18 protein-coding genes are annotated in these 23,871 nt (G+C 40.0%); 11 read left to right on the top strand and 7 right to left on the bottom strand.

Features of this window, described 5'->3' with window-relative positions:
- Positions 1–24 precede the first annotated feature (24 nt).
- A complete protein-coding gene (locus AAGD16_RS03575) occupies positions 25–393 on the bottom strand; it encodes a response regulator (RefSeq protein ID WP_024601555.1) in 369 nt (122 codons plus the stop codon).
- Positions 394–769: 376 nt separating this feature from the next.
- On the opposite strand from AAGD16_RS03575, the gene AAGD16_RS03570 reads away from it, so the two are divergent.
- Positions 770–2,536: an ATP-binding protein gene (locus AAGD16_RS03570; protein ID WP_013464224.1), complete on the top strand. Its 1,767-nt coding sequence runs from the start codon at positions 770–772 to the stop codon at positions 2,534–2,536.
- A 73-nt stretch (positions 2,537–2,609) separates the two neighbouring features.
- On the top strand, positions 2,610–3,521 hold the full coding sequence (rdgC, locus tag AAGD16_RS03565) for a recombination-associated protein RdgC (RefSeq protein WP_008111993.1): 912 nt from the start codon (positions 2,610–2,612) through the stop codon (positions 3,519–3,521).
- A gap of 232 nt (positions 3,522–3,753) precedes the next feature.
- Here rdgC and AAGD16_RS03560 read toward each other — a convergent pair whose 3' ends face one another.
- Positions 3,754–4,593 (bottom strand): HDOD domain-containing protein, encoded by an 840-nt coding sequence (locus tag AAGD16_RS03560; protein ID WP_013464223.1) that lies wholly within the window; start codon positions 4,591–4,593, stop codon positions 3,754–3,756.
- A gap of 281 nt (positions 4,594–4,874) precedes the next feature.
- Between AAGD16_RS03560 and AAGD16_RS03555 the strand changes: the two genes are divergently transcribed.
- Positions 4,875–6,575: a hypothetical protein gene (locus AAGD16_RS03555; RefSeq protein WP_013464222.1), complete on the top strand. Its 1,701-nt coding sequence runs from the start codon at positions 4,875–4,877 to the stop codon at positions 6,573–6,575.
- Positions 6,576–6,958: 383 nt separating this feature from the next.
- On the opposite strand, the gene AAGD16_RS03550 is transcribed toward AAGD16_RS03555, so the two are convergent.
- Both AAGD16_RS03550 and AAGD16_RS03545 read right to left on the bottom strand, forming a co-directional pair.
- Positions 6,959–7,489, bottom strand: coding sequence for a hypothetical protein (locus AAGD16_RS03550; RefSeq protein WP_090494559.1), 531 nt, complete (start codon positions 7,487–7,489; stop codon positions 6,959–6,961).
- A 31-nt stretch (positions 7,490–7,520) separates the two neighbouring features.
- Entirely contained in the window at positions 7,521–7,919 is a 399-nt protein-coding gene (locus AAGD16_RS03545) for an HIT domain-containing protein (protein WP_377113685.1), read from the bottom strand.
- Positions 7,920–8,026: 107 nt separating this feature from the next.
- On the opposite strand from AAGD16_RS03545, the gene AAGD16_RS03540 reads away from it, so the two are divergent.
- Both AAGD16_RS03540 and AAGD16_RS03535 read left to right on the top strand, forming a co-directional pair.
- Complete coding sequence (locus tag AAGD16_RS03540) at positions 8,027–10,252, top strand: S9 family peptidase (protein ID WP_064664262.1); 2,226 nt, start codon at positions 8,027–8,029, stop codon at positions 10,250–10,252.
- Between the two features lie 273 nt (positions 10,253–10,525).
- Positions 10,526–12,163 carry a methyl-accepting chemotaxis protein gene (locus tag AAGD16_RS03535; protein WP_377113681.1) on the top strand — a complete coding sequence of 546 codons (1,638 nt, stop codon included), beginning with the start codon at positions 10,526–10,528 and terminating at the stop codon, positions 12,161–12,163.
- Between the two features lie 80 nt (positions 12,164–12,243).
- On the opposite strand, the gene AAGD16_RS03530 is transcribed toward AAGD16_RS03535, so the two are convergent.
- The 3 genes from AAGD16_RS03530 to AAGD16_RS03520 form a co-directional block, all read right to left on the bottom strand.
- A complete protein-coding gene (locus AAGD16_RS03530) occupies positions 12,244–13,779 on the bottom strand; it encodes a M17 family metallopeptidase (RefSeq protein WP_377113678.1) in 1,536 nt (511 codons plus the stop codon).
- A 110-nt stretch (positions 13,780–13,889) separates the two neighbouring features.
- A complete protein-coding gene (dinB, locus tag AAGD16_RS03525; protein ID WP_138764574.1) occupies positions 13,890–14,894 on the bottom strand; it encodes a DNA polymerase IV in 1,005 nt (334 codons plus the stop codon).
- 708 nt (positions 14,895–15,602) lie between these two features.
- Complete coding sequence (locus AAGD16_RS03520) at positions 15,603–15,956, bottom strand: DUF3147 family protein (protein ID WP_028834937.1); 354 nt, start codon at positions 15,954–15,956, stop codon at positions 15,603–15,605.
- 84 nt (positions 15,957–16,040) lie between these two features.
- Between AAGD16_RS03520 and AAGD16_RS03515 the strand changes: the two genes are divergently transcribed.
- The 6 genes from AAGD16_RS03515 to AAGD16_RS03490 are packed head-to-tail and all read left to right on the top strand — an operon-like array spanning position 16,041 to position 23,843.
- Positions 16,041–16,424, top strand: coding sequence for a BlaI/MecI/CopY family transcriptional regulator (locus tag AAGD16_RS03515; RefSeq protein WP_028834938.1), 384 nt, complete (start codon positions 16,041–16,043; stop codon positions 16,422–16,424).
- Positions 16,425–16,426: 2 nt separating this feature from the next.
- A complete protein-coding gene (locus tag AAGD16_RS03510) occupies positions 16,427–17,416 on the top strand; it encodes a M56 family metallopeptidase (RefSeq protein WP_028834939.1) in 990 nt (329 codons plus the stop codon).
- Positions 17,417–17,429: 13 nt separating this feature from the next.
- The gene (locus AAGD16_RS03505; protein WP_028834940.1) at positions 17,430–18,755 is read left to right on the top strand and encodes a TolC family protein; all 1,326 of its coding nucleotides are present in this window, start codon (positions 17,430–17,432) and stop codon (positions 18,753–18,755) included.
- 16 nt (positions 18,756–18,771) lie between these two features.
- Positions 18,772–20,004 (top strand): efflux RND transporter periplasmic adaptor subunit, encoded by a 1,233-nt coding sequence (locus AAGD16_RS03500; protein WP_028834941.1) that lies wholly within the window; start codon positions 18,772–18,774, stop codon positions 20,002–20,004.
- A gap of 10 nt (positions 20,005–20,014) precedes the next feature.
- Complete coding sequence (locus AAGD16_RS03495) at positions 20,015–23,158, top strand: efflux RND transporter permease subunit (RefSeq protein ID WP_028834942.1); 3,144 nt, start codon at positions 20,015–20,017, stop codon at positions 23,156–23,158.
- Positions 23,148–23,843 carry a HupE/UreJ family protein gene (locus AAGD16_RS03490; RefSeq protein WP_028834943.1) on the top strand — a complete coding sequence of 232 codons (696 nt, stop codon included), beginning with the start codon at positions 23,148–23,150 and terminating at the stop codon, positions 23,841–23,843. Before AAGD16_RS03495 ends, AAGD16_RS03490 begins: the two co-directional genes overlap by 11 nt.
- Positions 23,844–23,871: the final 28 nt, after the last annotated feature.

Below are 23,871 nucleotides of genomic sequence, written 5' to 3'. Positions count from 1 at the left end.
CAGTCTTTTTCATCATGAAATTTATTAATAAATGCCAAACTTATGCAAAACTGTACTCAGTTGCGTTTTATTAATTGGCTTATGAATAAAATCGATTGCGCCTAGTTGCGCGACACGTGCTTGCATTTTTTGTTGGATATCAGCAGAGATCACTAATACATAAGACTCTATTTTAGAAATTTTGATTTGCTCAAGTACTTCAATACCATCAACTTCAGGCATGGTTAAATCAAGACACAGGAGATCGAAATGCCTTTGACGCAATTGCTCCAATGCCTCTTTACCGTTAGTTGCTTGCTGAATATCGGCATCAATACATTCTTTTAAACAGCGCATTACCTGTTTGCGAGCAACGGTGGAATCATCACAGACTAAAATAGAAAAACGCATCATAATGACTCATTAATTAAACTCATACAAAACACCTAAACCCACTGTAAAATTAGTTGGTTGCCCAATCCGCAACAGTCAAAATTATAACCAAATTAGCAACGAGCAGATTATTTATTGTAACTTTTATAAACGTTATCAATAAAATGCTTAATTGCACAATACAAATTAGTAAATTAACTATTTCCAAGTAAAAAACAGCCTATCCAAACAAACGGTACTCAAATAGAAACCCAATGCATATAGAACAGAATGATTGCTTATTTAACAACGCTAAATAGCAATATTATAAAATATATGTTTATTTTTAATCATTTATTAACTAATGTTTATAAGCGTACATTAACAGTTGAATAATTTAAGGAAATATAAGCCTCCCATGCCGCAAAAAAGTCTTTCAACAAAGTTACTCACTCGGGTTTTATCAGTTTATTTTATACTGACCTTTGTGGTGACCTGCGGGCAAATTTTCGCAGAGTACGTCAATACTAAAGATTACATACGCGATGAACTTGGCACATTACAAAAGACCTTTGGTAGAAGTTTAACCCGAGCAATTTGGGAGCTAAATATAAAGCAAACCACCACAACCGCCGAAGGATTACTCGATATACCTATGGTTGAGGGGGTTATTATTCGTGACGATAATGGCGCTATTATTTCTCAATTAGGCCGCGCGCTAAATATTCACAATCTTTACAGCCAGCAACTTGTGCAAGAAGATGTCATGGTAGAGGACACCAAAGCCGGTTTATTTGGCTATACATTCCCACTTATTTTTGAGTTTTCAGGACGAGCAACGCAAGTAGGCGATGTTACTTTATTTTCTAGTCGCGATGTAATTTTTAGTCGCATTATGCTCTCTATCTACTTTTTGATTGGTAATGCCATGATTAAAACAACCTTTTTAATCATCTTATTTTTAATTGCATTTAGAAAGTTACTCACCGAGCCCCTTACTCAATTAACCGAGCAAATTGAATACCTTGAGTTAGAAGAGCTTGATGGTCAACAGGTTAAAATAGTCACCGATGAAAATAACGAGCTTAAAGTAATGGAACGCTCTTTTAACAATCTGATTTCGAAGGTTGTTGAGTATAAAAAAGAGTTAAAACAAACTCAGCATGACCTAATTGAAAGCAATCAAAAACTGGACCAACAAAACTTACAACTTGAACAGGATGTTGCGCGTAAAACATCAAATTTAAGCCAAGCAATGATCGATCTGCAGCAACAAAAATATGAACTAGAGCGACAAAAAGCAGTATTAACAGAAGAAGTCGATTTACGAAAGCAAACCGAACAAGAACTGTTAAGCAAGCAAACTCAGCTGCAAAGCTCGCTCGATGAATTAAGCTTTGCGCAAGAGCAACTGGTTGGCTCAGAAAAAATGGCGGTATTAGGCGGCTTAGTGGCGGGGATCACTCATGAAATTAATACCCCTATTGGTATTGGCGTTACTGCCACCTCTTTTTTACAAGAGCGATTAACCGAAATAGAAACTGCGTATAAAAATAAATCATTATCGTCTGCGGCTTTAGAAGGCTTTATTAATGATGCAGCGCAAAGTGCTCAACTACTCTCTCACAACTTAGAACGTGCCTCAGATTTAATAACCAGCTTTAAACAAATTGCGGTAGATCAGGCCAGTGAAGCTCTAAGAACAATTAATTTTAAAGACTACATCAACGAAGTTATACGCTCTTTGCACCCACAAATTAAAAAAACATCTCACAGCATTCGTCTACATTGCCCAGATGATTTAATTATTAACTTACCTGCGGGAGTCATTAGTCAAATATTTACGAACCTAATTATGAACTCATTAGTGCATGGTTTTGAAAATATAAACAGCGGCCAAATCACCATAGATGTAAATACTGATGAAAACGACCTCATCATTAATTATCAAGATAACGGTTTAGGTTTAAAACCGGCTCAACTAAAGCGTTTATTTGACCCATTTTTTACCACCAAGCGTGATGAGGGTGGCAGCGGCTTAGGTGCCCATATTATTTTTAATTTAGTAAAACAAACGCTCAATGGTAAAATTGAAGTAAGTAGTGAGCCTGGGCAAGGGTTACACTACCGTATTTCGTTCCCTAAAAACATGTCATCTCCCCTGCCACTTTTTAAACTCGATTAAGCTAAATCAGCCGTTTCTAGAAGCGGCTTTTATTGCTATGATTGCACAAATTTTTTAAATGGATCATTCCCCTATGTGGTTTAGTAACCTTATATGCTATCGCTTTAAACAAGACGTTTCATACACACAAGAAGACTTTGATAAGGCATTAGAGCAAGATCTATTTCGTCCTTGTACTGGCCAAGAGTTGGCAACATTTGGTTGGACAAAAGCATTTGGTAAACATGGTGAAACTCTTTCTCATTTCTCACAAAAAAGTATTTTAGTGTGCGCTAAACGTGAAGAAAAAGTATTACCAGCCTCGGTAATAAATGAGCTGGTAGCAGAAAAAGTTGATCAGATTGAAGCCGAAGAAAATCGCCCAGTAAAGAAAAAAGAAAAAGATGAACTAAAAGAAAACATCTTACACACCTTATTGCCACAAGCATTTAAAAAATCGAGCTTGCAGTTTGCTTTTATAGACCAAGAAAATGGGTGGGTGGTAGTTAATAGTGCAAGCTTTAATAAAGCAGAGGAACTACTTGCTCTATTACGTAAATCATTAGGGACATTACCCGTTGTTCCTGCGTTTGCTAATTATGATTTAGACGTATTTTTAACTGACTGGCTTACTAACTTTAGTACTCCAGAAGGCTTTGCAATTGGATCAGACGCTGAACTTGAAGAAGCTGATGACAGTGGTGCTCAGGTAAAACTCAAAGGCCATGACCTATCGTGTGACGAAGTGAAGTCGCACCTTGAAAGTGGTAAGCGCGTTACTAAGCTTGCCCTTGATTGGCAAGAGCGCGTTAAATTTATGCTACAAAACGATGGCTCAATTAAACGTTTAAGCTATTCAGAAACACTTAAAGAAGAAAATGCCGATATTCCTAAAGAAGATATGGCGGTTAAACTAGATGCTGATTTTATTCTTGCATCTGAAGAAATTAAGCAATTGCTAGAAGAGCTTACACAGGGCTTAGGTGATGCTGACGATTTAGCGTAAAAGCTTTATTAAATAGTATTAAAAATAAAAGCACGATATTAATCGTGCTTTTTATTGTTCAAAAACAAGTTATACCAATTGCATTAAATTAGTGATCTATTATAGCGACAAAGAAATAAGTCGATAACAAGGCAAAAATTATGATACATAGTTGTTCTATATAAATAATTTTTAACGCAGGTAGCGGATTATTTAATACGCTAGAATAATCATGTTTTTAATAAAATTGGTATTAACTAAACATTTCTTTTACGTCTTCAACCATATGCAAATACTCTTCACTCTCTAACATTTCTAATGAAGGAAATATGCCTTTATCAATATACGTTTGCAGCGCTGCTGACTTATCAGATACTTGTAAGGTTCCCTCAAGGATTGCACCAACACGAATAAAGTCGATATAACTCACCTCAGCAGTACGATGATTCACATCTGCCCAGTGCTGCGCGACCTCAACAAACACATCAGGAAATTCCCATGCTTTCATGATTGAACCACCAATTTTACCACTTAAACGTTGAATCGCATGGGCTAAAAAGCTGGGGCTTGCAAACACTTCAGGGTGACGCTCTGCTTCAGTTAAAATGGGTAACACCCCAATATTATAAACTAATGAAGCTAATGTAATGGCATCGCGATTTAGCGATGTATGGGTATTTCTTTTTAAGTAAAACTCCATTAATGAAATAGAGTGCGAGGCCACATGCAGCGTTTTATGCCACGCCTTTCCCATGTAGCCTTTTATTAACTCGTTGTTAGATACAAATAACTGCTCCATCGCCATGGCTGTGGCAATATTTTTTATTTGCCTAAGCCCAATACGTGTTACGGCTTGGTGCAAGTTAGACACCTTTACAGCTCGGCCCATAATTGCACTATTTGCGACTTTGATCATCCGCGCCGACAATGCAGGATCATGTGCTATCACATCTGACATTTGCATCAAATTAACATCGGGGTTATCTGCGGCTTGGCGAACCTTAATCGCTACCTCAGGTAACGTAGGCAACACCAGTGTGTCGTTGTTAATTCTGTCAACTAAAATAGTGAGTAAGGCATTTTCTGTAGACATAAAATATTCCTTTGCTTAATGACCTACACTTTACAGCAAGTCTTATATTATTAATTATTTCAAAGCTTAGTAGTATTAAACATATACCCAAAGTAGAAAAAATTGTAGATAATTATTGATTATTTACCAGCGGCCCTTCAATAGTGCACTCTAACGTCTAATACTTGCTATTTGCTAGTATGTTTTGCTTTAATGCAAGCATGCTAAGGCACACTAATACTCATTCAGTACCTTAACTTACAGTATACAAGTTATAAAATAGACTTTTTAAAGGCAATATAATGATCTTAAATAAAATTAGCCAAGCAATACTGCTCTCTGGCATCGTTTTTCTTAGTGCCTGTTCTGAGCAAGCACCGTCTTCAAACAATACGCCGCAAAGCTCAGCGCCAACGGCTTCTCAAGCGCCTTCAGGGCCAACACTCGTTAATATTGACCGTCAACGCTTAGACATATACACAGACTTTAGCTTACAAAGCGATTTGTCACACTTATCTGAGAACCAAAAAGCCATGGTTGCCAAGCTTATTGATGCTTCAAAAATTATGGACGATTTATTTTGGAAACAAGCATTTGGTGAAGATAAACAAAGCTTTTTAGCACAATTAGATGATGAAAAAGTACGTCAGTTTGCTGATATTAACTACGGCCCATGGGATCGCTTAAATGGCGATGAAGTATTTTTATCTGGCTATAAAGAAAAGCCGCTTGGGGCAGGTTTTTATCCGGCCGACATCACCAAAGAAGAGCTTAATAACGCTGATGTAAAAGATAAAACAGGGCTTTACTCACTTATTAAACGCGATGAACTAGGTAATTTATACAGCACGCCTTATTCAGAAGAATATGCCGTAGAACTTGCCCAAGCAGCTAAGTTACTTAGAGACGCTAGCAAATTAGCTGACGACAAAGAATTTGCCAACTACCTAAACTTACGAGCTGACGCAATACAAAGCGATGATTTCCAAGCCTCTGACTTTGCTTGGATGGATATGAAAAATAATCCTATCGATGTTGTTATTGGCCCAATTGAAAACTACGAAGACCAATTATTTGGTTATCGTGCTGCCTATGAATCGTATGTACTAATTAAAGATTTAAAATGGAGCGAACGCCTGGCTAAATTTGCTGCCTTTTTACCTGAGCTGCAAAAAGGCTTACCTGTTGATAGCAAGTACAAGCAAGAAGTACCAGGCTCAGATGCTGACTTAAATGCCTACGATGTTGTTTATTATGCTGGGCACTCAAATGCCGGCAGTAAAACCATTGCAATTAACTTACCAAATGATGAGCAAGTTCAGCTAGAAAAAGGCACACGTCGCTTACAGCTTAAAAATGCAATGCGAGCGAAATTTGATAAAATTTTAGTCCCTATCGCAGAGCAGTTAATTGTGCCAGAGCAACGTAAACACATTACCTTTGATGCATTTTTTGCTAACACTATGTTCCATGAAGTAGCTCACGGTTTAGGTATTAAAAATACTATTACCGGCAAAGGTACCGTTCGCCAATCTCTACAAGAGCATGCTAGCGCCTTGGAAGAAGGTAAAGCAGATATTCTTGGTCTGTACATGGTTGAACAGTTACTTAAAAAAGGGGAAATCACTGAAGGGACGTTAGAAGATTACTACACCACCTTTATGGCGGGTATTTTCCGCTCTGTGCGTTTCGGTGCATCAAGTGCACATGGTAAAGCAAACATGATCCGCTTTAACTTTTTTGCTCAAGAAGGTGCCTTCTCTAAAAATGAAGACGGCTTGTATAGCATCAACATGGATAAAATGGGCGACGCTATGGCTAAATTATCGCGCCTTATTTTAACCCTGCAAGGTGACGGTGATTACGAAAAAGTTGATCAACTGATTGCAACTCATGGCGATATTAAAGCGGAACTAGCTAAAGATTTAGAAAAGTTAAGCAAAGCGAACATCCCTGTAGATGTAACCTTCAAACAAGGTAAAGATGTACTTGGCCTTAATTAATATGCGCTAAATTAGCTCACATAAAAAAGCGTTACACTGTAACGCTTTTTTTATCTAGGGTCTGTTGACCTTTGCGGATTAAAATTTGTTCAAACTAGGGGCGGTTTAATCGCGGCGCGAGGTTTGTAACCTAGTGGGCTAAGTAAAAACCGAGCAAAGCTTCCGCGTCCTGCTCACGCCCCTTACCTACATCCATGTAGGCAACAAATAGTAAATCGCCCGAGGCAGAACCCTTCGGGCAGCGCCTGTTTGGCATTGATGCTGCGTTATCGCCTATTTATGGGGAATAACACCACATAGGCTCTGCCTTGCCTAAATACCAAACAGACTGCTGCAAATTCAACCTTGAAAGGTCAACAGACCCTAATTACTTATCAGTCTAATTATTTATCACTCATCACTTTACGAACAACCGGCTCAAGGCTTGCCATTCCCCACTGCTTGCCTGTTTCAATTGCAGACTCAATATCAGCGCCTTGCTGATGGGCTGAAATAGCCATTAGCGCACCAACACGATTACTGCTCGCACAATGAACAACCACTGACTCACCTTTAAGTTCTTCTAAAAGGCTAGCTAATCGTTTTGCATTGTCGATGTTTACATCTTGTGCACCTGCAATCTCAATTGCGTGGTAATTCATTCCTAAAGAATTGACTAACGCGCCTTCATCCCAGTCTTGCTCATCTGCTGCACGTAAATTAATAACATGCTTAACATTAGCTTGTGATAGTTGCTTAAACTGCGCATCACTGGGCTGCGCTGCTGAAAAAACCAAGTTGTTATGTGCTGCAAAGTTTTTAATATTAGCGTTATTTACCACATCTATAGCTACTGGCTGCTCGCCCGCTATCACTGTTGACACTGCAATGGCTGCAATAAATACACTTGTACAGAGTTGTTTGATTAATTTCATACTATCCCCTCAAAGTAACTCATTTTGATTTTTAAAAATGCGCTTTTAATTGCTCTATCTGCTCATTAGTATAAGGCACACTCGGAAACTTGCCCCATACCGGCGCAGGCCATGCAATATCTGTTTTAAAACGCGCGATATGATGAATATGTAGTTGTGGCACCATATTACCCAATGCGGCTACATTTAACTTATCAGGATTAAACACCTCCATTAACAAATGACTGAGTTTCGCTGACTCGTGTAAATAAGTAATTTGTTGCTGCTCGGTTAAATCAATAATCTCTTTTAAGCCCGCTATTCTGGGGACCAATACAAACCAAGGATATTGGCTGTCGTTTAATAGTAACACCTTACAAAGTGGCCAATCAGCCAGTTCAATACAATCTCTTTTCAGTTCAGGTGCTAAGATAAATGATGTTTTGCTCATGTTAAAGTCCTTAGATTATTTTACCGCACACTTTATAGCATTTAGTTGCAGTTGCACACGCTTGTGCTTTACCATCGAGATAATTTTATGTAAGTAAAGGCAATCCTGTGTTAAAAAAACTAAAACACCTCTCACTGGCAATTCCCCTACTCGCGGGCGCATTAAGCGCAGAAGCTGAGCCGCTAACGCTTGAGCGTATATTTGATGATCCGAGCTTAGCAGGCAAATCTCCGGTACAACTTAAGTTTTCGCCTGATGGTAGCCGGGTTACCTACTTACAAGGTAAAACCGATGACTATAACCGCTACGATTTATGGGAATATAATTTAAAAGATAATACCAACCGGTTGTTAGTTGATTCGGCGCAGTTATTTTCAGGCCCAGAAAATCTCTCCGATGAAGAAAAAGCACGCCGCGAACGCCAACGTATTTTTGGAAAAGGTATCCTTGAATATAAATGGTCAAAAGATGGGAAAGCACTGTTATTCCCTCTTAATGGCGATCTTTATTACTATGACTTAGATGCTAAAAATAGTAAAAAGCTGACTAACACAGACGCATTTGAAACCGATGCGCGTTTCTCTCCAAAAGGAAATTTCGTATCCTTTATCCGAGAGCAAAACCTATATGCACTAGAGCTGGCTTCAGGTAAAGAAATTCAGTTAAGTAAAGATGGCGGTGGCGTAATTAAAAACGGCATGGCCGAATTTGTGGCGCAAGAAGAAATGAGTCGTATGACCGGTTATTGGTGGGCAAATGATGAATCTAAAATCGCCTTTACTCGCGTTGATGAAAGCCCTGTTCAAGAAGCGATTCGTAACGAAATTTATGCTGATGAAGTAAAACTATTTAACCAGCGTTATCCATTTACTGGCACCAATAATGTTGACATTCAACTTGGGGTGGTAAAGCTTAATGATCAAGCAGTTGACTGGATTGACTTAGGCGACGATAAAGATATTTATATTGCCCGCGCTAAGTGGCTAAACGACAGCAATACGCTCTCTTATCAATGGCAAAACCGCTCGCAACATAACTTAGAACTACGTTTTTACAACACTAAAACAAAACAGCAAACCGTTGCTTTAACTGAAAAAAGTGATACCTGGATCAACTTGCATTTTGACCTTGAATTTTTAAAAGATAAAAAGCATTTTGTATGGGCCTCAGAGCGCGATGGATTTAAGCACCTTTATTTATATCGTAATAACGGCCAACTTATCCGCCAGATTACCGCAGGTGATTGGGTCGTAGATAGCCTAAAAGGGATAGATGAAAAAAATGGCGTTGTTTACTTTGCTGCACGTAAAGATACCCCGCTAGAGAGCCATTTATACAGTGCGCCTTTATTTAAAAAAGGGGGTATGAAGCGCATTACTGAAAAAGGCCAATACCATAATGTCGTTCTAGCGAAAGATAATAAAACTTTCATTGATAATAGCTCATCGGTTAATAAGCCAAATTCAGCTGCACTGCGCAAAATTAATGGTGAGTTTATTACGTGGCTTGAAGAGAATAAGCTTGATGACTCTCACCCACTTACCCCGTATCTAACTGATTTAGCCCAGCCCGAATACGGAACAATTACCGCTGAAGACGGCCAAATTATGCATTACCGTTTATTTAAACCAGCAAATATGGCAAAGGGTAAAAAGCATCCGGTTATTGTCAACGTTTACGGTGGTCCTCATGCTCAGCGAGTAACGAATAGCTGGCGCAGTAAAAATTTATATTTTCAATACATGGCGCAACAAGGTTATGTAATTTTTCAACTTGATAACCGAGGCTCTTACAATCGCGGTAAAAAGTTTGAAGATGCAATTTATAAGCACTTAGGCGTTGTAGAAGTGGCGGATCAAATCAAAGGCGTTGAGTTTTTACGTACTCTTGATTACGTAGACCCTGCTCGCATTGGTATTTATGGCCACAGCTACGGTGGTTATATGGCGCTGATGACTATGTTTAAAGCAGGCGATTACTTTAGCGCGGGTGTATCTGGTGCTCCGGTTACCGACTGGGCTCTATACGACACCCATTACACCGAGCGCTATTTGGGTCACCCAGATACTAATGCCCAAGGCTATATCGACAGTGCTGTGTTCCCATACGCTGAAGGCTTAAAAGGCCCATTAATGATTTACCATGGCATGGCCGATGACAACGTATTATTTACCCATGCCACTAAATTGTTTAAACAGCTGCAAGATAACAATCAACAGTTTGAAATGATGACTTACCCGGGCTCAAAACATAGCCTTCGCGGTAAACAAGTTCAAACTCATTTACATCAAACTATTACAAACTTCTTTAACCGTAATTTTAATACAAAGTAACTAAAACCGGGTTAATTATTCGACTAAAGGCTGATATAAGTATCAGCCTTTTTTTATGCAGATAAGCTATATTGAAACGTCAACAAACAATAATTAAATTCATTATAAGCACCCGTTAAGTAAAAGTTCGGCCTATCCTTTTTATTGTATTTACGCAAACTAGTTAACAAAGAGAGTATTAAAAATACAATATAAGGAAAATAAAACCGTATTAGCCTATATTTTAACTATGCTTATTTAAGAGAAATAATGCTCTAATACGGGAATATGCATATGCCAAACCTCCGTCGTTTTACTATATTTCAACGTTTAGCCATTTTAGTAGGGATTGTAATTTTTGGTTTAATTGTATTGAGTATTTCGAGTTTAAGTAATCAATATAAATCGCTTAAAAATGAGCAATATCTAAAAACTAAAAATGTGGTGGAAACTGCTTATAGCATCATTACACACTACGCAGCGCTTGAACAAAGTCAAACACTCACTCGTGCACAAGCACAATCTCAAGCGATGGCCTCAATACGATCATTGCGTTACGATGATACTAACTATTTTTGGATCAACAATTATCAGCCAGCCATGGTAATGCACCCAATTAAACCAGCCCTTGAAGGGAAAGATTTAACGAATAATAAAGACCCTGATGGCACCCCTTTGTTTGTTGAAATGGTTGATGTTGTTAAAAAATCCGGCGAAGGCTATGTGCCTTACAAGTGGCCAAAACCCGGCAGCGACAAACCCGTAGATAAAATTGCGTATGTAAAAGGCTTTAATCAATGGCAATGGATCATCGGCTCGGGCGTTTACCTTGATACCATAGACAACACCTTTTCGCTGCAACGTACTATTATCGTTATCAATGTAATGATTATGATCGTCGTTGTCGTACTTTTTAGCTACTTTATTGGTCGCAGTATTTTAACGCCGACTCGTTTAGCAGCAGAAATGATGAAAGATATCTCTCAAGGTGAGGGGGATTTAACCCGTACTCTCAACGAAAATGGCAATGATGAAATATCTCAGCTGTCGCGGTCATTTAACTTGTTTGTCTCTAAAATTAGGGAGTCTTTGGTGCTGGTTGCCAAAAGCGCAAACGATGTAAACGAGCATGCCCATGCTGTAGATGATTCTAGCAAAACCAGCCAATCATTCATTGAACTTCAAAACGACAGCTCAACCCAAGTAGCCGCGGCAATGGAGCAAATGACTCATCAAATTCATGATGTTAGCCGTAATGCCGAAGCTGCTGAGCAAGCCGCAAATGATGCTGCTAGTAATGCATCAACGGGTAAAAATGTAGTGTCGAAAACCATTATCGCCATTGAAACCCTCTCTAGTAATATAGAAACCGTGAGCAAAGTGACCGCCGACCTTGCTCAAGAGAGTAATAATATTGGCTCGGTACTTGATGTTATTAGAAGCATTGCTGAACAAACCAATCTGTTAGCGCTAAACGCAGCTATTGAAGCTGCAAGAGCAGGTGAACATGGAAGAGGCTTTGCAGTTGTAGCCGACGAAGTAAGAACACTTGCCAGCCGGACAGGTAAAAGCACTGATGAGATTCAAGCTATGATAGCTAAGCTGCAAGAAGGGGCTAAAGCTGCAGTTGAAGCGGTAAAATCTAGCCAAGAGATTTCTATTTCTACGGTTGAACAAGCCTCTTCAGCTAATGCATCACTTGATGAAATAGACAGGCTGGTATCGGTGATCACCGATATGAACGGCCAAATTGCTCGCGCCACAGAGCAGCAAACATCAGCCGCAGACGAGGTGAATTTAAGAATTAACGATTTATCACAATCTACAGAGCAATCATTGGGTAACACCAAAGATTTAACTCGCGCTAGCGACAAACTCAAACAAAGCAGTGTTGAGTTATCAAGCGTGGTATCGCGCTTTAAGCTTAGTTAACCTTAACTCCGGATAATAAATATCTTCCACCAATTAAAAAGCCCTGATTTTCAGGGCTTTTTAGGATTATTTATAGAAAATTATAAACAATAGCGGGCAAATAAACTGCTAACTGCCGCTGCAGTTGGTTTACCATGTTGCCAGTCGCCGCCTTCAACGCCACTACCAGCAATATCCATATGTACATAAGGAAGTGGTAAAGTAGATTCATTACCATGCTTATCTAATCCACCTACCACAGCTAAAAATGCCATAGGGAATTGATGGCCGCGCGCTGTGACAGCAGAAGCCGCATTATTACTAGAAAGCACATCGTCAGCTAAAGTGCGTGGTTTTATAAAATCATAATCTTCACGGCGTGAACGCGACACTTCAGCACCGTCAGCCCATAAATCACCACAATCGGCTAATTGGCGTGAAATATTAGCACTACGCGCGGGCCCATTCTCAACATATGCGCCATAAGGCCCCATAGCGCGCGCAGCGTGCCCTGTTAAGGTTGCCACTGTAAACAACGTTGGATTTATTTCATTTTTAGCTAAATCTTTCATTTCACTAAGTAAATCCCCCATAGCTAAACGCCCTTCGGCATCGGTATTACCAATACGTACTCGCACACCTTCACGGCTAGTAATTATTTCATCAGGGACAAAACAATCTGAACCAATAGAGTTGCGTACAACCGCTAAAAAGGCAATCACTTTAACCCCTTTAGGCTGATAATCGGCTACCGCTTTCATAAATCCAGCAACCGAGGCCGCACCGCCTTTATCGCGGCTCATGCCCGCCATAAAACCACCGACTTTTAAATCTGCACCGCCCGTGTCATAGACTAAACCTTTACCAACAAACATCAGTGTTCGGGTTACTTCGCCCTCAGGCACGTATTCAAGTTTAACAACGCGTGGATGATGACGCTCTACCGCATACGATGCGCGAGCAACGGTACTTAGCATGGGGTAATGCTTATCAATGGCAGCTAAATCATCAATCACATCAACGCTCACCGCACTGTTTTCAAATAACTCAGTACAATAATCAGCAAAACGTGGGGGGGCCATGCGTTCAGGCTCGGTGCCACATAAATCACGTGCGGCATATTGCCCCGCAGCTAACGCATTGACTGCTTTGATTGTTTGCTCATTGGCATCAATTAAGCCTATTTGAGTAATAGGTTCAATACCTTGACCATGAAACTCACGCGCTTCTAGGGGTTGCCATAATGCTTGGCATGCGCCTAAGTAAGCCACTTCAAGAGCATGTTGATAACGGCTATCCGTATTTAAAGCGGGTAAATAAATAGCAGGGTTAACACTACCTGATGCTTTTGCCTCATTAATGGCTAATTTGGCTGCATCAAAATAACGACGAACGTCGTCATAATCTCTGTTTAAAGGGCCTGTTGGCACTAACACGACACGTTTACCGGCAATCACTAACAAGGTGACTTGATTGCCTATGCGAGAGTCTACTTGGGCTTGGTCTAAAATTGCATCACGCAGTGGCGTATTTGGTAAATGAGAAAAGTCGTTGCTGATAATAATAAGTGCATCATGCGATGTACAATCTAGGCTTGCACTTACCGGCTTAGCCAGTACTGCTTTTGGATATGCCATAAAAAAGGATCCTGTTAGAAAACGTAGTCCCTATTATTATTTATTTAGCAATTTATAACCAGTGTACTGCGATAACCTACTTACTTACTGGCAACTTGGAGTTACGCGTTTTACACATCTAAAATACTAAGCTGTAAATTATGCTCTGGTTGATTTTTAATACCCACGCCAATTCCTAATAAGCGCACCGGTTGTTGTAATCCACGTTGATAGGCTTTGGCGAGTAACTCTTTAAAAATAGCCGTGTTTAATTGATACGCAGCTTGATCTGCTGAGGTCACTACAAAATTAGCAAATTTAACTTTAACACTTAATTTATTAATTTTATGTTGTAGTTGCTGTTTATTTAATCGAACCACGAGTTCATCTAACAGTTGCGGTAATTGTTCAAGGCATTCATCTAGGCTGTTTTTATTGTATTCATAAGTATGTTCCACACTCAATGACTTGCGTACTCGCTCGGTGGAAACGCGCCCTATATGCTCCCCCATGCACTTTTGATATAACGACACACCAAAATTGCCCACATGCTGTTGCATCCAATTAGCCCCTTTTTCGCGCACATCTTGCCCCGTGTATAACCCTTTTAAATTAAGCTTTTCTAGAGTTACTTTACCCACCCCTGGAATTTTACCTAATGGCAATTGGGCTAAAAACGAGTCAACCTGCTCAGGCAATACTACAAATTGGCCATTGGGCTTATTTTCATCACTAGCAATTTTGGCTATAAATTTAATTGGGGCAATACCTGCAGATGCAGTCAGTCCTGTGGTATTAAAAATATCGGTACGAATTTGCTTAGCAATTAACGTTGCACTACCTTTAAAAGCAGTACTATGGCTCACATCTAAATATGCTTCATCAAGCGAAAGAGGTTCTACAAGGTCAGTATAGCGGTTAAAAATGGCGCGGATCTGTGTTGATACTTGTTTATAAACAGCCATTCTGCCAGGCACAATAACTAAGTCAGGGCAAAGCTGTTTGGCATGATAGTTAGACATAGCAGAGCGCACCCCATACTCTCTAGCAATATAGTTAGCGGTAGAGAGCACTCCACGGCGACTATTTCCGCCAATTGCCAGCGGTACGCTTGCAAGCTTAGGATTGTCGCGCATTTCTACGGCCGCATGGTAGAACTACAGGGTAAAAAGTGTAAGTTTATGGAACTTAAAAACTCAAGCTATTGAATTTAAAATATTTTTAAATTTAAATAAGCTTACAGTATTCACTTACATTAATTTCAGATAAAAACTTACAATTATATCGTAGTTTAGCGTCTAAATTAATTGAAAAGGAATATGTACTAAGTAAGCCATCAATAAGACTTAGTAGTATCTTTATGCAAAATACAGTCATATGTCTCTTGCTGTAAGTAGCTACTCAATCCCTGATCCTATTAAATATTTAGTAATATTGAAACTTAGCGCTATGTGTTGCACAAGACCAGTATAGTTATATGACTGTTCTTACAGCATAAAGAAATGCCTAGAGTTATTAGCTTTGGGGGAACTTAGATACGACTAACTGGACTTCCCCTACTTTAGTGCGAAAACATCCTCATTTTATCAATAGCATCTAGTATAACTTATTGCCAACTATAAATATTGGACTTACTAAAGCTTGTTTAAACATGTGTAAATAGGAAAATTTTCTCTTACTAATAGTTAGCTTATTACAGCTAACCATGACTTATCGTTCACAGCCTAACTTCGCAAAAGTGTCAATTTCAGTCATTCAGGTATAACTCGCTTCTGCCCCATTACGCGTTAACGTAAATACTCTAATGGCAGCTGTGGGGCGAACAACGGACCTTGCTGTTAACCTCAAGGAAGCAAATCTATTCCAAACTGCTTCAGCAATAAAGAAAACAGCCAAAAGCAAATTACAGTTATTAATGAGCTGATGAGTAACGATAGCCAAAAACTGTAGCGCTGCATCAGCATGGGGAAAAGTAAAAACATGGGCAATGTGGGAAGTACATACCAAAAGGTGTACCAAGCGTGATTGGCTATTTTCTCTGACGGCTGCTTTTCAACATATAACCAAATCATGGCTAAAATTGTGACTGTCGGTAAGGCCACTATTAGTGCGCCTAGTTTATCATTTCGTTTTGCTAGCTCTGATGCCGCGACAATGACCGTAGCGGTGATCAAATACTTAGTTATTAGCCAACCCATATAATGTCCTTAAATGAAAAAACCGATTGCCTATCGGTTTTTGTTGTGACAATATAGCCAACGAATTAAATAGAGTAAAGTGTTATGCAGTTAGGTGAACTAGAAAAGTTAGTGCTTCAACATTTCTGGAATGTGAAAGAAGCGGATGCAAAGCAAGTACATAAAGTACTGGGGTTAGCTCGTGGTAATTCGTTAAATACTATCCAAAGTACGCTTGATAGGTTATTTAAAAAAGAATTACTTAAACGCACTAAACAAGGCCATGCGTATTGTTATTCAGCCAGAGTAGATCGTGAAGGCTTAATTGCTCAACTTATTTCAAATGTAACCAGTGACTTTGTTGATGATGGTGAAAATAGCTTAATTGCTGCGTTCAGTTCTGCTTCGGCACAGCTTAATGACGAACAACTCGATACATTAGAAAAAATGATCGAGAAACAACGCCAGCTTAGAAAGGAGCGGGCTTAATTATGTTAGTTGGAGATATGGCAATCGTTCTAAATTTGCTCAGTGTTTCAGTGCTTGCATTTGTGATAGGTATTGCAACTGTTGCTGTCGTATCTCGTTTTGTGTTGTTCAGACTCGAACAAGTCAGTTTTAATAGTCAAAAGTTTATATTGTGGTCACTAGTGAGTGCACCTTGGTGGATAGCCTTTTCTTGTATTAGTTACTTTATGCCTTACTCGTTAGGGTTTGATAAAGTTTTTAACATAAGCTGGTTCGAAGATTTTGCCCATTGGCACCATATCGATATTTTTAGCTTTTCAAGTTGGCACGCGTTAACCTTACTTTTAGCACTAATCTATTTAGCTTGGCGCGTAACTAAGACTACCTTTGCTAGAACCAAACAGTCCATCGCATTATCGAGTTTACTAAGCTTTACTGATGCACAAGATGCTAGGACGACTAATGGCAATCAATATTTATTGATGCCTGTTAAAGTGCCTGTTGCCTTTACTACAGGTTTTATATCTCCCAAGATATATGTATCAACCGGACTACAAACCCAAGTTAGCGATGAACAACTTAATATCATCGTTAATCATGAACTGGCTCATGTAACGGCAAGAGACCCGTTATTTAAAGTGCTTTTCACGGCACTTGCCAGCTTCTATCCGTCACGTATAAAACAAACCCTAATCGAGCAATATGTCTTAATGACGGAAAAGATGGCCGACAATGAGGTCACAAAAGAATACGACCACCTTGATATCGCACAGACATTAATTGATGTCGCTAGACTTCAAAAAGCACTTCCTACGGATTGCGATCAGGCGTCTGTTAGCTACTTCGGACATGATTACACGAGTCTTCGTGTTGAAGGTTTATTAAATCCAATTAATAAACCGTCACTTACTACTTTCATCATTACTCTAGCATTATTGGCAACTATGCCAGTACTAGCGGCATCCACTGTCGATAGTTTTCATCACTTTATCGAAACTTTTTTCATCCATTAATTAAGGATATGGAATGAGATTTAATCTTTATAAAAGCAACAGAAAAAAACCGACTGGCAATCGGTTTTTGGCTGTTGGTCTATTTTTAACAACGGGGGCTGGTTTAGTAACATCAACTCCCTTTTTGGCTAATGCGCAAATCCAGCAGCAATCACAGTCATCACATCAGGTTATAAATTTAAGCAAGGCTGTGACCATGACTCTACAAAGTCATCCTGAATTAAAAGCCTTGATAGCTCAAGAAGCCTTGTGGCAAGGTAATATCGAGCAAGCTGGAATTGGAGAGCGTCCTCAAATAGGTTTAATGATTGAAGATGCGTTAGGGACTGGTGAGCATAGTGCATTAAAAAGTATGCAATCAACGCTCACCTACTCTTGGTTGCTTCAACAAGATCAAATTGATGGCAGAGTTAATGCGGCAAAAAGCCAAGCAAGTGCAGTAATAGTCGAGCAAAAAATAAAAGCCCTCGATTTATCTGCGATTGTTGCTAAGCAGTTTGTTGAAATCTTGATAAAACAAGAGCGCCTGAAACTCAATAAATTAGCGGTATCTCAGGCACAGGAAGTGGTTGACGCTATTGCCAAAAGAGTAAAAGCAGGCAAAAGTTCTAATGTCGAAATGCGCTTGGCTCAAGCTGAGTTGGTTCGAAGAAATCTCGCTGTCGAAGATTTAGAGCACGAATTAAAAGCCAGCCATTATCAACTGTCATCCTTATGGGGTAAGCCTCAGGCAGAGCTTAAGTTAACGGGGAATTTAGTGCTTAAGCCGGAAATTCCATCTGTAGAAAGCCAGCTAAACAAGCTTAAGCAAATCCCGCAAATACAGCAGTTTGCTGATGAACAACGTATCGCCCAGTCTCAAATGGAACTCGCACGTATTGAAGCCAAACCTCAGTGGCAATTCACTGCTGGACTAAGACGATATGAAACGACCGATGATTTTGGTTTAGTGGCGGGTGTCTCTATTCCTTGGGGAAGTGAAAATAGAAATGCAGGAACAATAGCTGCCTTACTCGCAAAACAAGATGTTCTGGCAAGTCAGCAACAAGCGTTAATGCAGAAACTTGATGCACAGCTTTATGTGCTATTGCAAGAAATGGCGCATTCCCACCATGTCATTGAAACGATTCAAGCTGAAATTATTCCTGTACTAGAAACCGCATTGACTGAAGCAAGTCAGGCATTTGATATCGGCAAACTTAGCTACAACCAGTGGAGTGATATCCGTAGAGAGCTACTCAGCGCCCAAAATCAGTTACTTGATTCTTATCAATCTTTGCACTTACAACATATTGAAATTCAACGCCTAACTGGCGTGTCCGTTAGTGATAGCGAGTAGAACCGTGAGCAAACTTATGAAAAATAAAAATATCCTGTCGTCATTGAGTTTGGCGATACTTATCTCATTAACAGGCGTCGTCGCACCTAATGCTATTGCGGCATCATCACCTGCGGCTGAGCAAGCTGAACCAGAGAAAGGTCCACACCGTGGGCGCATGTTACGAGAAGGTGATTTTGCAATTGAACTCTCTATTTTTGAAACAGGCGTGCCGCCAGAATTTCGTGTTTGGGCAACAAATGAAGGGCAACCTATTGACCCAGCGAAAGTTAGTTTAAACGTAAAGTTAATCCGTCTAGGCGATGGCACTGATGATATTAACTTCAATGCCCAAGGTGACTTTCTTCGCGGTGATATGGTGATTTATGAGCCTCACTCTTTTGTCGTTGCCATTGAAGCAACTTATCAGGGTAAAAAGTACAATTGGCGATATGACAACTTCGAGGGTCGCACCACAATTGAACAGGCAGTTGCCGATGCAATGGAAATCAACACTGAAATTGCAGGCCCTGCGACAATTCATCAAACCATTCCTGCTTATGGAAAATTAAGTTTACCTGTGGGCGCTAAGCGAAACATTGCAGCGCGTTTTGATGGTGAAATCACCAAATTACACGTCAATTTCGGTGAAATCGTTAAAAAAGGGCAAACGCTATTCACAGTAGAAAGTAATGAAAGTCTTAAGCCCTACGTTATTAAAGCGCCCATTAATGGTGTTATTACCCAGTTATTCGCAAACGCGGGTGAGCAAACCAATGGTAAAACCTTACTCACCATTACCAATTTTAATCGCCATATTGCCAAATTAGCGGTTTATCCTTCGGATTATTCCAAGGTTAAACTGGAAACGCCAGTTACGTTAAACATTGAAGGTCATAAGAACCCCCTTGTAGGTGAGGTGTCATTTATTGAGCCAAGCGTGAGAGATGATCAAGCAAGAATGGTTTGGGTTGAATTAGCAGATGCTGAACTTGCAGAAGGAAACTTCGTTAAAGCAAATATTGAAGTAGCAACAATCGATGTGCCGCTTGCTGTTAAGCGTGTTGGTTTGCAAAGTTTTAGAGATTTCACCGTTGTCTATGCCAAAGTCGGTAAACAATACGAAGTCCGTATGCTTGAGCTTGGAAGAGCCGGAGGTGAATGGATTGAAGTTCTAGGTGGATTAAAAGCAGGTACAGAATACGTGGCTGATAATAGCTACATCTTAAAAGCCGACATTGAAAAGTCTGGCGCATCACATGATCATTAGGAGCGTATAAATGTTGGAATCAATTTTACGCTTTTCAATAAAGCGCAAATTCCTTGTGATGGTGATGGTACTTGCTGTTTCAGGGCTTGGTATCTGGAACTTTACCAAACTACCCATTGATGCTGTACCAGATATCACCAATGTTCAAGTAATGATCAATACTGAGGCGGCTGGTTTTACACCTTTGGAAGTTGAGCAAAGAGTAACCTTTCCGTTAGAAACTGCGTTATCAGGTTTACCGGGCTTAACCTATACGCGTTCGGTTTCTCGCTACGGTTTATCGCAAGTGGTAGCGATATTTAGCGATGATACGGATATCTATTTTGCCCGTCAGCTAGTCAATGAACGTTTGTCTGCGGCACGAGCTGAGTTGCCTCAAAGCTTAGAGCCTCAACTTGGGCCAATAGCTACAGGTCTTGGTGAAATCTTTATGTTCACGGTTGATGCTGAGCCTGATGCAACACATGCTGATGGCACGCCTATTACACCAATGGATTTACGAACCGTACATGACTGGACCATAAGACCACAGTTAATGCGTGTACCCGGTGTTGTAGAGGTGAACCCTATAGGCGGATTTGAACGGGAGGTTTTAGTCGCCTTTAAACCTGAAAAGCTACTTGCTTTTGGACTATCACAAGCCGATGTGGTTAATGCCATCGCACAAAACAATCAAAATCAAGGCGCAGGCTTTATAGAGCAAAATGGCGCACAGTGGTTATTAAGGCTGCCCGGTCAGGTTACTGATATGACTGCCATTGGTAATATTCCGCTTAAGTCGCTTGATGGTTCATCAATTTATATAAAAGACGTAGCCGATATTGAAAACGGTAAAGGGCTAAGAACTGGTGCTGCTACACAAAATGGTCGTGAAGTGGTGATGAGTACGGTGTTCATGCTTATTGGCGAAAACAGCCGCACCGTTGCCCATGCCGTGGGAGAAAAGCTCAAAGAAATTAACGCCACTTTACCAGAAGGGATTGTCGCAACCGCTGTTTATGACCGCACTAAATTAGTTGATAAAACCTTAAAAACCGTACAGCTCAACCTAATTGAAGGGGCCATTTTGGTTATTGTTGTGCTCTTTGTACTACTAGGCAATTTCAGGGCTGCATTTTTAACCGCATTAGTGATCCCATTTGCCATGTTGATGACAGTAACAGGTATGGTGCATACAAGGGTGAGTGCAAACTTGATGAGTTTGGGGGCGTTAGATTTTGGTTTGTTAGTCGATGGTGCCATTATTATCGTAGAAAATTGTCTCCGCAGGCTAAGTCAGGCTGGAAATAACCCGTTATCGCTAAAAGAACGCTTAGAGTTAGTGTTCGAAGCAACAAGAGAAGTGATACGTCCCGCATTATTTGGTGTATTTATTATCACCGTAGTTTATCTGCCTATCTTCGCTCTTGAAGGCGTAGAAGGTAAGATGTTCCATCCAATGGCGATCACTGTAGTTATTGCATTACTGAGTGCTATGTTGCTTTCGGTAACCTTCGTACCAGCAATGGTTGCCTTACTATTTAAAAAGCCAGTAAAAGAAAAGCACAGTCCACTTATTCGTGGCGCTGCGGTCCTTTATAAACCTGCTTTGAAATGGGTATTGAAAGCACGTTGGTTAGTGATAATTGCGGCATCACTTTTAGTTATATTTTCTGGCTATCAAGCGACTAAGTTAGGTAGTGAATTTGCGCCTAATCTGGATGAAGGTGATATTGCCATGCACGCCTTACGTATTCCCGGTACGTCACTATCTCAGGCTGTAGCACTTCAGGAATCGTTAGAAGATAAAATTAAGCAAATGCCAGAAGTTGAACGTGTCTTTGCTAAGATAGGCACGGCAGATGTGGCAACCGATGCGGTTCCACCAAGTGTTGCAGATAACTTTATTATCTTAAAGCCTCGTGAATTATGGCCTAATCCAGACAAAACTAAAGCACAAATCGTAGAAGAATTGGCCGCACTTGTTGAGCCGATTCCGGGCAACCGCTATGAGTTCTTACAGCCCATTCAAATGCGTTTTAATGAGCTATTAGCTGGGGTTAGAGCCGAGCTTGCCATTAAAGTATTTGGTGATGATTTTGAAACTTTAACCGCATTAGGTGATGAGATAGAAGGTGCTATTTCGCAAGTTGATAACATTGCAGACATTCAAGTCGAGCAAACAACGGGATTACCACTGCTTAACTTAGTACCAAAGCGTGAAAAATTGATGCAGTTTGGTATTAGTATTAGCCAAGTGCAATCTCAAGTGGCAACTGCGATGGGTGGTACTGTCGCAGGTAAGTTTTATCAAGGCGATGTGCGCTCTGATATTGTAGTACGCCTAGCAGAATCAAAACGAAATAATATTGATGAACTTCCTTATTTACCGATTATGTTGGCTGACGGTCATTCAGTGCCACTGCAAGAACTTGTTGAAATTGAGCTTGTATCTGGTGCTAACCAAATTAACCGCGAAAATGGTAAGCGTAGGGTTGTGGTTACTGCCAATGTTCGCGGAAGAGATTTAGGAAGTTTTGTTGCGGATATCCAAACTGCAATTAATGAAAGTGTTGAAATTCCGGCTGGTTACTGGGTGGAATATGGCGGCACCTACCAAAAACTGCAATCCGCTTCTGAGCGACTGAGTATTGTTGTACCAGTCACCTTAATTATGATTGTCGGATTGTTGATACTAGCGCTTAGCTCATTTAAAGATGCAATGATCATCTTCACAGGTGTTCCATTAGCATTAACAGGTGGTATAGCTGCTCTATTGTTACGTGATATTCCGTTCTCAATTTCGGCAGCCGTTGGTTTTATTGCCTTATCGGGCATAGCAATTCTAAATGGACTGGTTATGGTGTCGTTCATTAGAGAGTTACGTAAAAATGGATTGGCACTTGATAAAGCAATATTTGACGGTGCACTTACTCGACTTCGCCCTGTATTAACAACCGCCTTGGTCGCATCATTAGGTTTTATTCCGATGGCTTTAAATACAGGGATTGGCTCAGAGGTTCAGCGACCTCTCGCAACAGTAGTCATTGGTGGCATTATTTCGTCAACGATTTTGACTCTGTTTGTCATTCCTGCCTTATACAGAATTTTACACAAAGAAAAGGAGTCTATTTTGACTGATGTTGAAGTATTGGAGTCTCAAGATGCCAAATAATATGATTAAAGCGTTAACCTATTTGGCAGTTGCGTTGCTGGCACTTGTTAGCATTGAAGCCTTTGCTCACGGTGTTGATGATAAAACCAGAGCGTTTTTGGAACAGAATACAGGTGTTCAGTTTATTCCATTCCTATACATAGGCGCTAAACATATGATAACGGGATATGACCACTTATTGTTTTTAGTGGGTGTTATCTTCTTTTTATATCGTAGCCGTGACGTACTGTTGTACGTCACCATGTTTACTATTGGACATAGTACAACTCTGTTATTTGGTGTGTTAAGTGACATACAGGTCAACGCTTATTTAATTGATGCCATTATCGGTTTTTCCGTAATTTACAAGGGCTTCGATAATCTAGGTGGCTTTAAGCGTTGTTTTAATTGGCAGCCTAATACCCAATGGGCGGTGCTGATTTTTGGTCTATTTCATGGCTTTGGTTTAGCTACCAAATTACAAGAATTTAGCCTAGCTGATGAAGGTCTTATTACCAACCTGATTGCCTTTAACTTAGGTGTTGAACTTGGTCAATTTGCTGCGCTCGCACTTATTTTGATCATGATAAATGCATGGAGAAAACTGCCGTCATTTCAACGTTTTTCGACAGTCACGAATACTGCACTAATGAGTGCTGGTGTGATGTTGATGGGCTTACAACTTACTGGTTACTTTACTATTTAATCGATTTTTAACTTATAGAAATACAGAA

Origin of the sequence: Pseudoalteromonas sp. M58, from assembly GCF_042604605.1 — a bacterium.
Classification (GTDB): domain Bacteria; phylum Pseudomonadota; class Gammaproteobacteria; order Enterobacterales; family Alteromonadaceae; genus Pseudoalteromonas; species Pseudoalteromonas tetraodonis.
The sequence above is the reverse complement of the archived record's forward strand: the minus strand, read 5'-3'. Positions and strand labels throughout refer to the sequence as shown.

Bases quoted from the DNA above. Each gene is read 5' to 3' on its own strand.
- AAGD16_RS03575 (WP_024601555.1), bottom strand. From the start codon at position 393: ATGATGCGTTTTTCTATTTTAGTCTGTGATGATTCCACCGTTGCTCGC.
- AAGD16_RS03570 (WP_013464224.1), top strand. From the start codon at position 770: ATGCCGCAAAAAAGTCTTTCAACAAAGTTACTCACTCGGGTTTTATCA.
- rdgC (WP_008111993.1), top strand. From the start codon at position 2,610: ATGTGGTTTAGTAACCTTATATGCTATCGCTTTAAACAAGACGTTTCA.
- AAGD16_RS03560 (WP_013464223.1), bottom strand. From the start codon at position 4,593: ATGTCTACAGAAAATGCCTTACTCACTATTTTAGTTGACAGAATTAAC.
- AAGD16_RS03555 (WP_013464222.1), top strand. From the start codon at position 4,875: ATGATCTTAAATAAAATTAGCCAAGCAATACTGCTCTCTGGCATCGTT.
- AAGD16_RS03550 (WP_090494559.1), bottom strand. From the start codon at position 7,489: ATGAAATTAATCAAACAACTCTGTACAAGTGTATTTATTGCAGCCATT.
- AAGD16_RS03545 (WP_377113685.1), bottom strand. From the start codon at position 7,919: ATGAGCAAAACATCATTTATCTTAGCACCTGAACTGAAAAGAGATTGT.
- AAGD16_RS03535 (WP_377113681.1), top strand. From the start codon at position 10,526: ATGCCAAACCTCCGTCGTTTTACTATATTTCAACGTTTAGCCATTTTA.
- AAGD16_RS03530 (WP_377113678.1), bottom strand. From the start codon at position 13,779: ATGGCATATCCAAAAGCAGTACTGGCTAAGCCGGTAAGTGCAAGCCTA.
- dinB (WP_138764574.1), bottom strand. From the start codon at position 14,894: ATGCGCGACAATCCTAAGCTTGCAAGCGTACCGCTGGCAATTGGCGGA.
- AAGD16_RS03520 (WP_028834937.1), bottom strand. From the start codon at position 15,956: ATGGGTTGGCTAATAACTAAGTATTTGATCACCGCTACGGTCATTGTC.
- AAGD16_RS03515 (WP_028834938.1), top strand. From the start codon at position 16,041: ATGCAGTTAGGTGAACTAGAAAAGTTAGTGCTTCAACATTTCTGGAAT.
- AAGD16_RS03510 (WP_028834939.1), top strand. From the start codon at position 16,427: ATGTTAGTTGGAGATATGGCAATCGTTCTAAATTTGCTCAGTGTTTCA.
- AAGD16_RS03505 (WP_028834940.1), top strand. From the start codon at position 17,430: ATGAGATTTAATCTTTATAAAAGCAACAGAAAAAAACCGACTGGCAAT.
- AAGD16_RS03500 (WP_028834941.1), top strand. From the start codon at position 18,772: ATGAAAAATAAAAATATCCTGTCGTCATTGAGTTTGGCGATACTTATC.
- AAGD16_RS03495 (WP_028834942.1), top strand. From the start codon at position 20,015: ATGTTGGAATCAATTTTACGCTTTTCAATAAAGCGCAAATTCCTTGTG.
- AAGD16_RS03490 (WP_028834943.1), top strand. From the start codon at position 23,148: ATGCCAAATAATATGATTAAAGCGTTAACCTATTTGGCAGTTGCGTTG.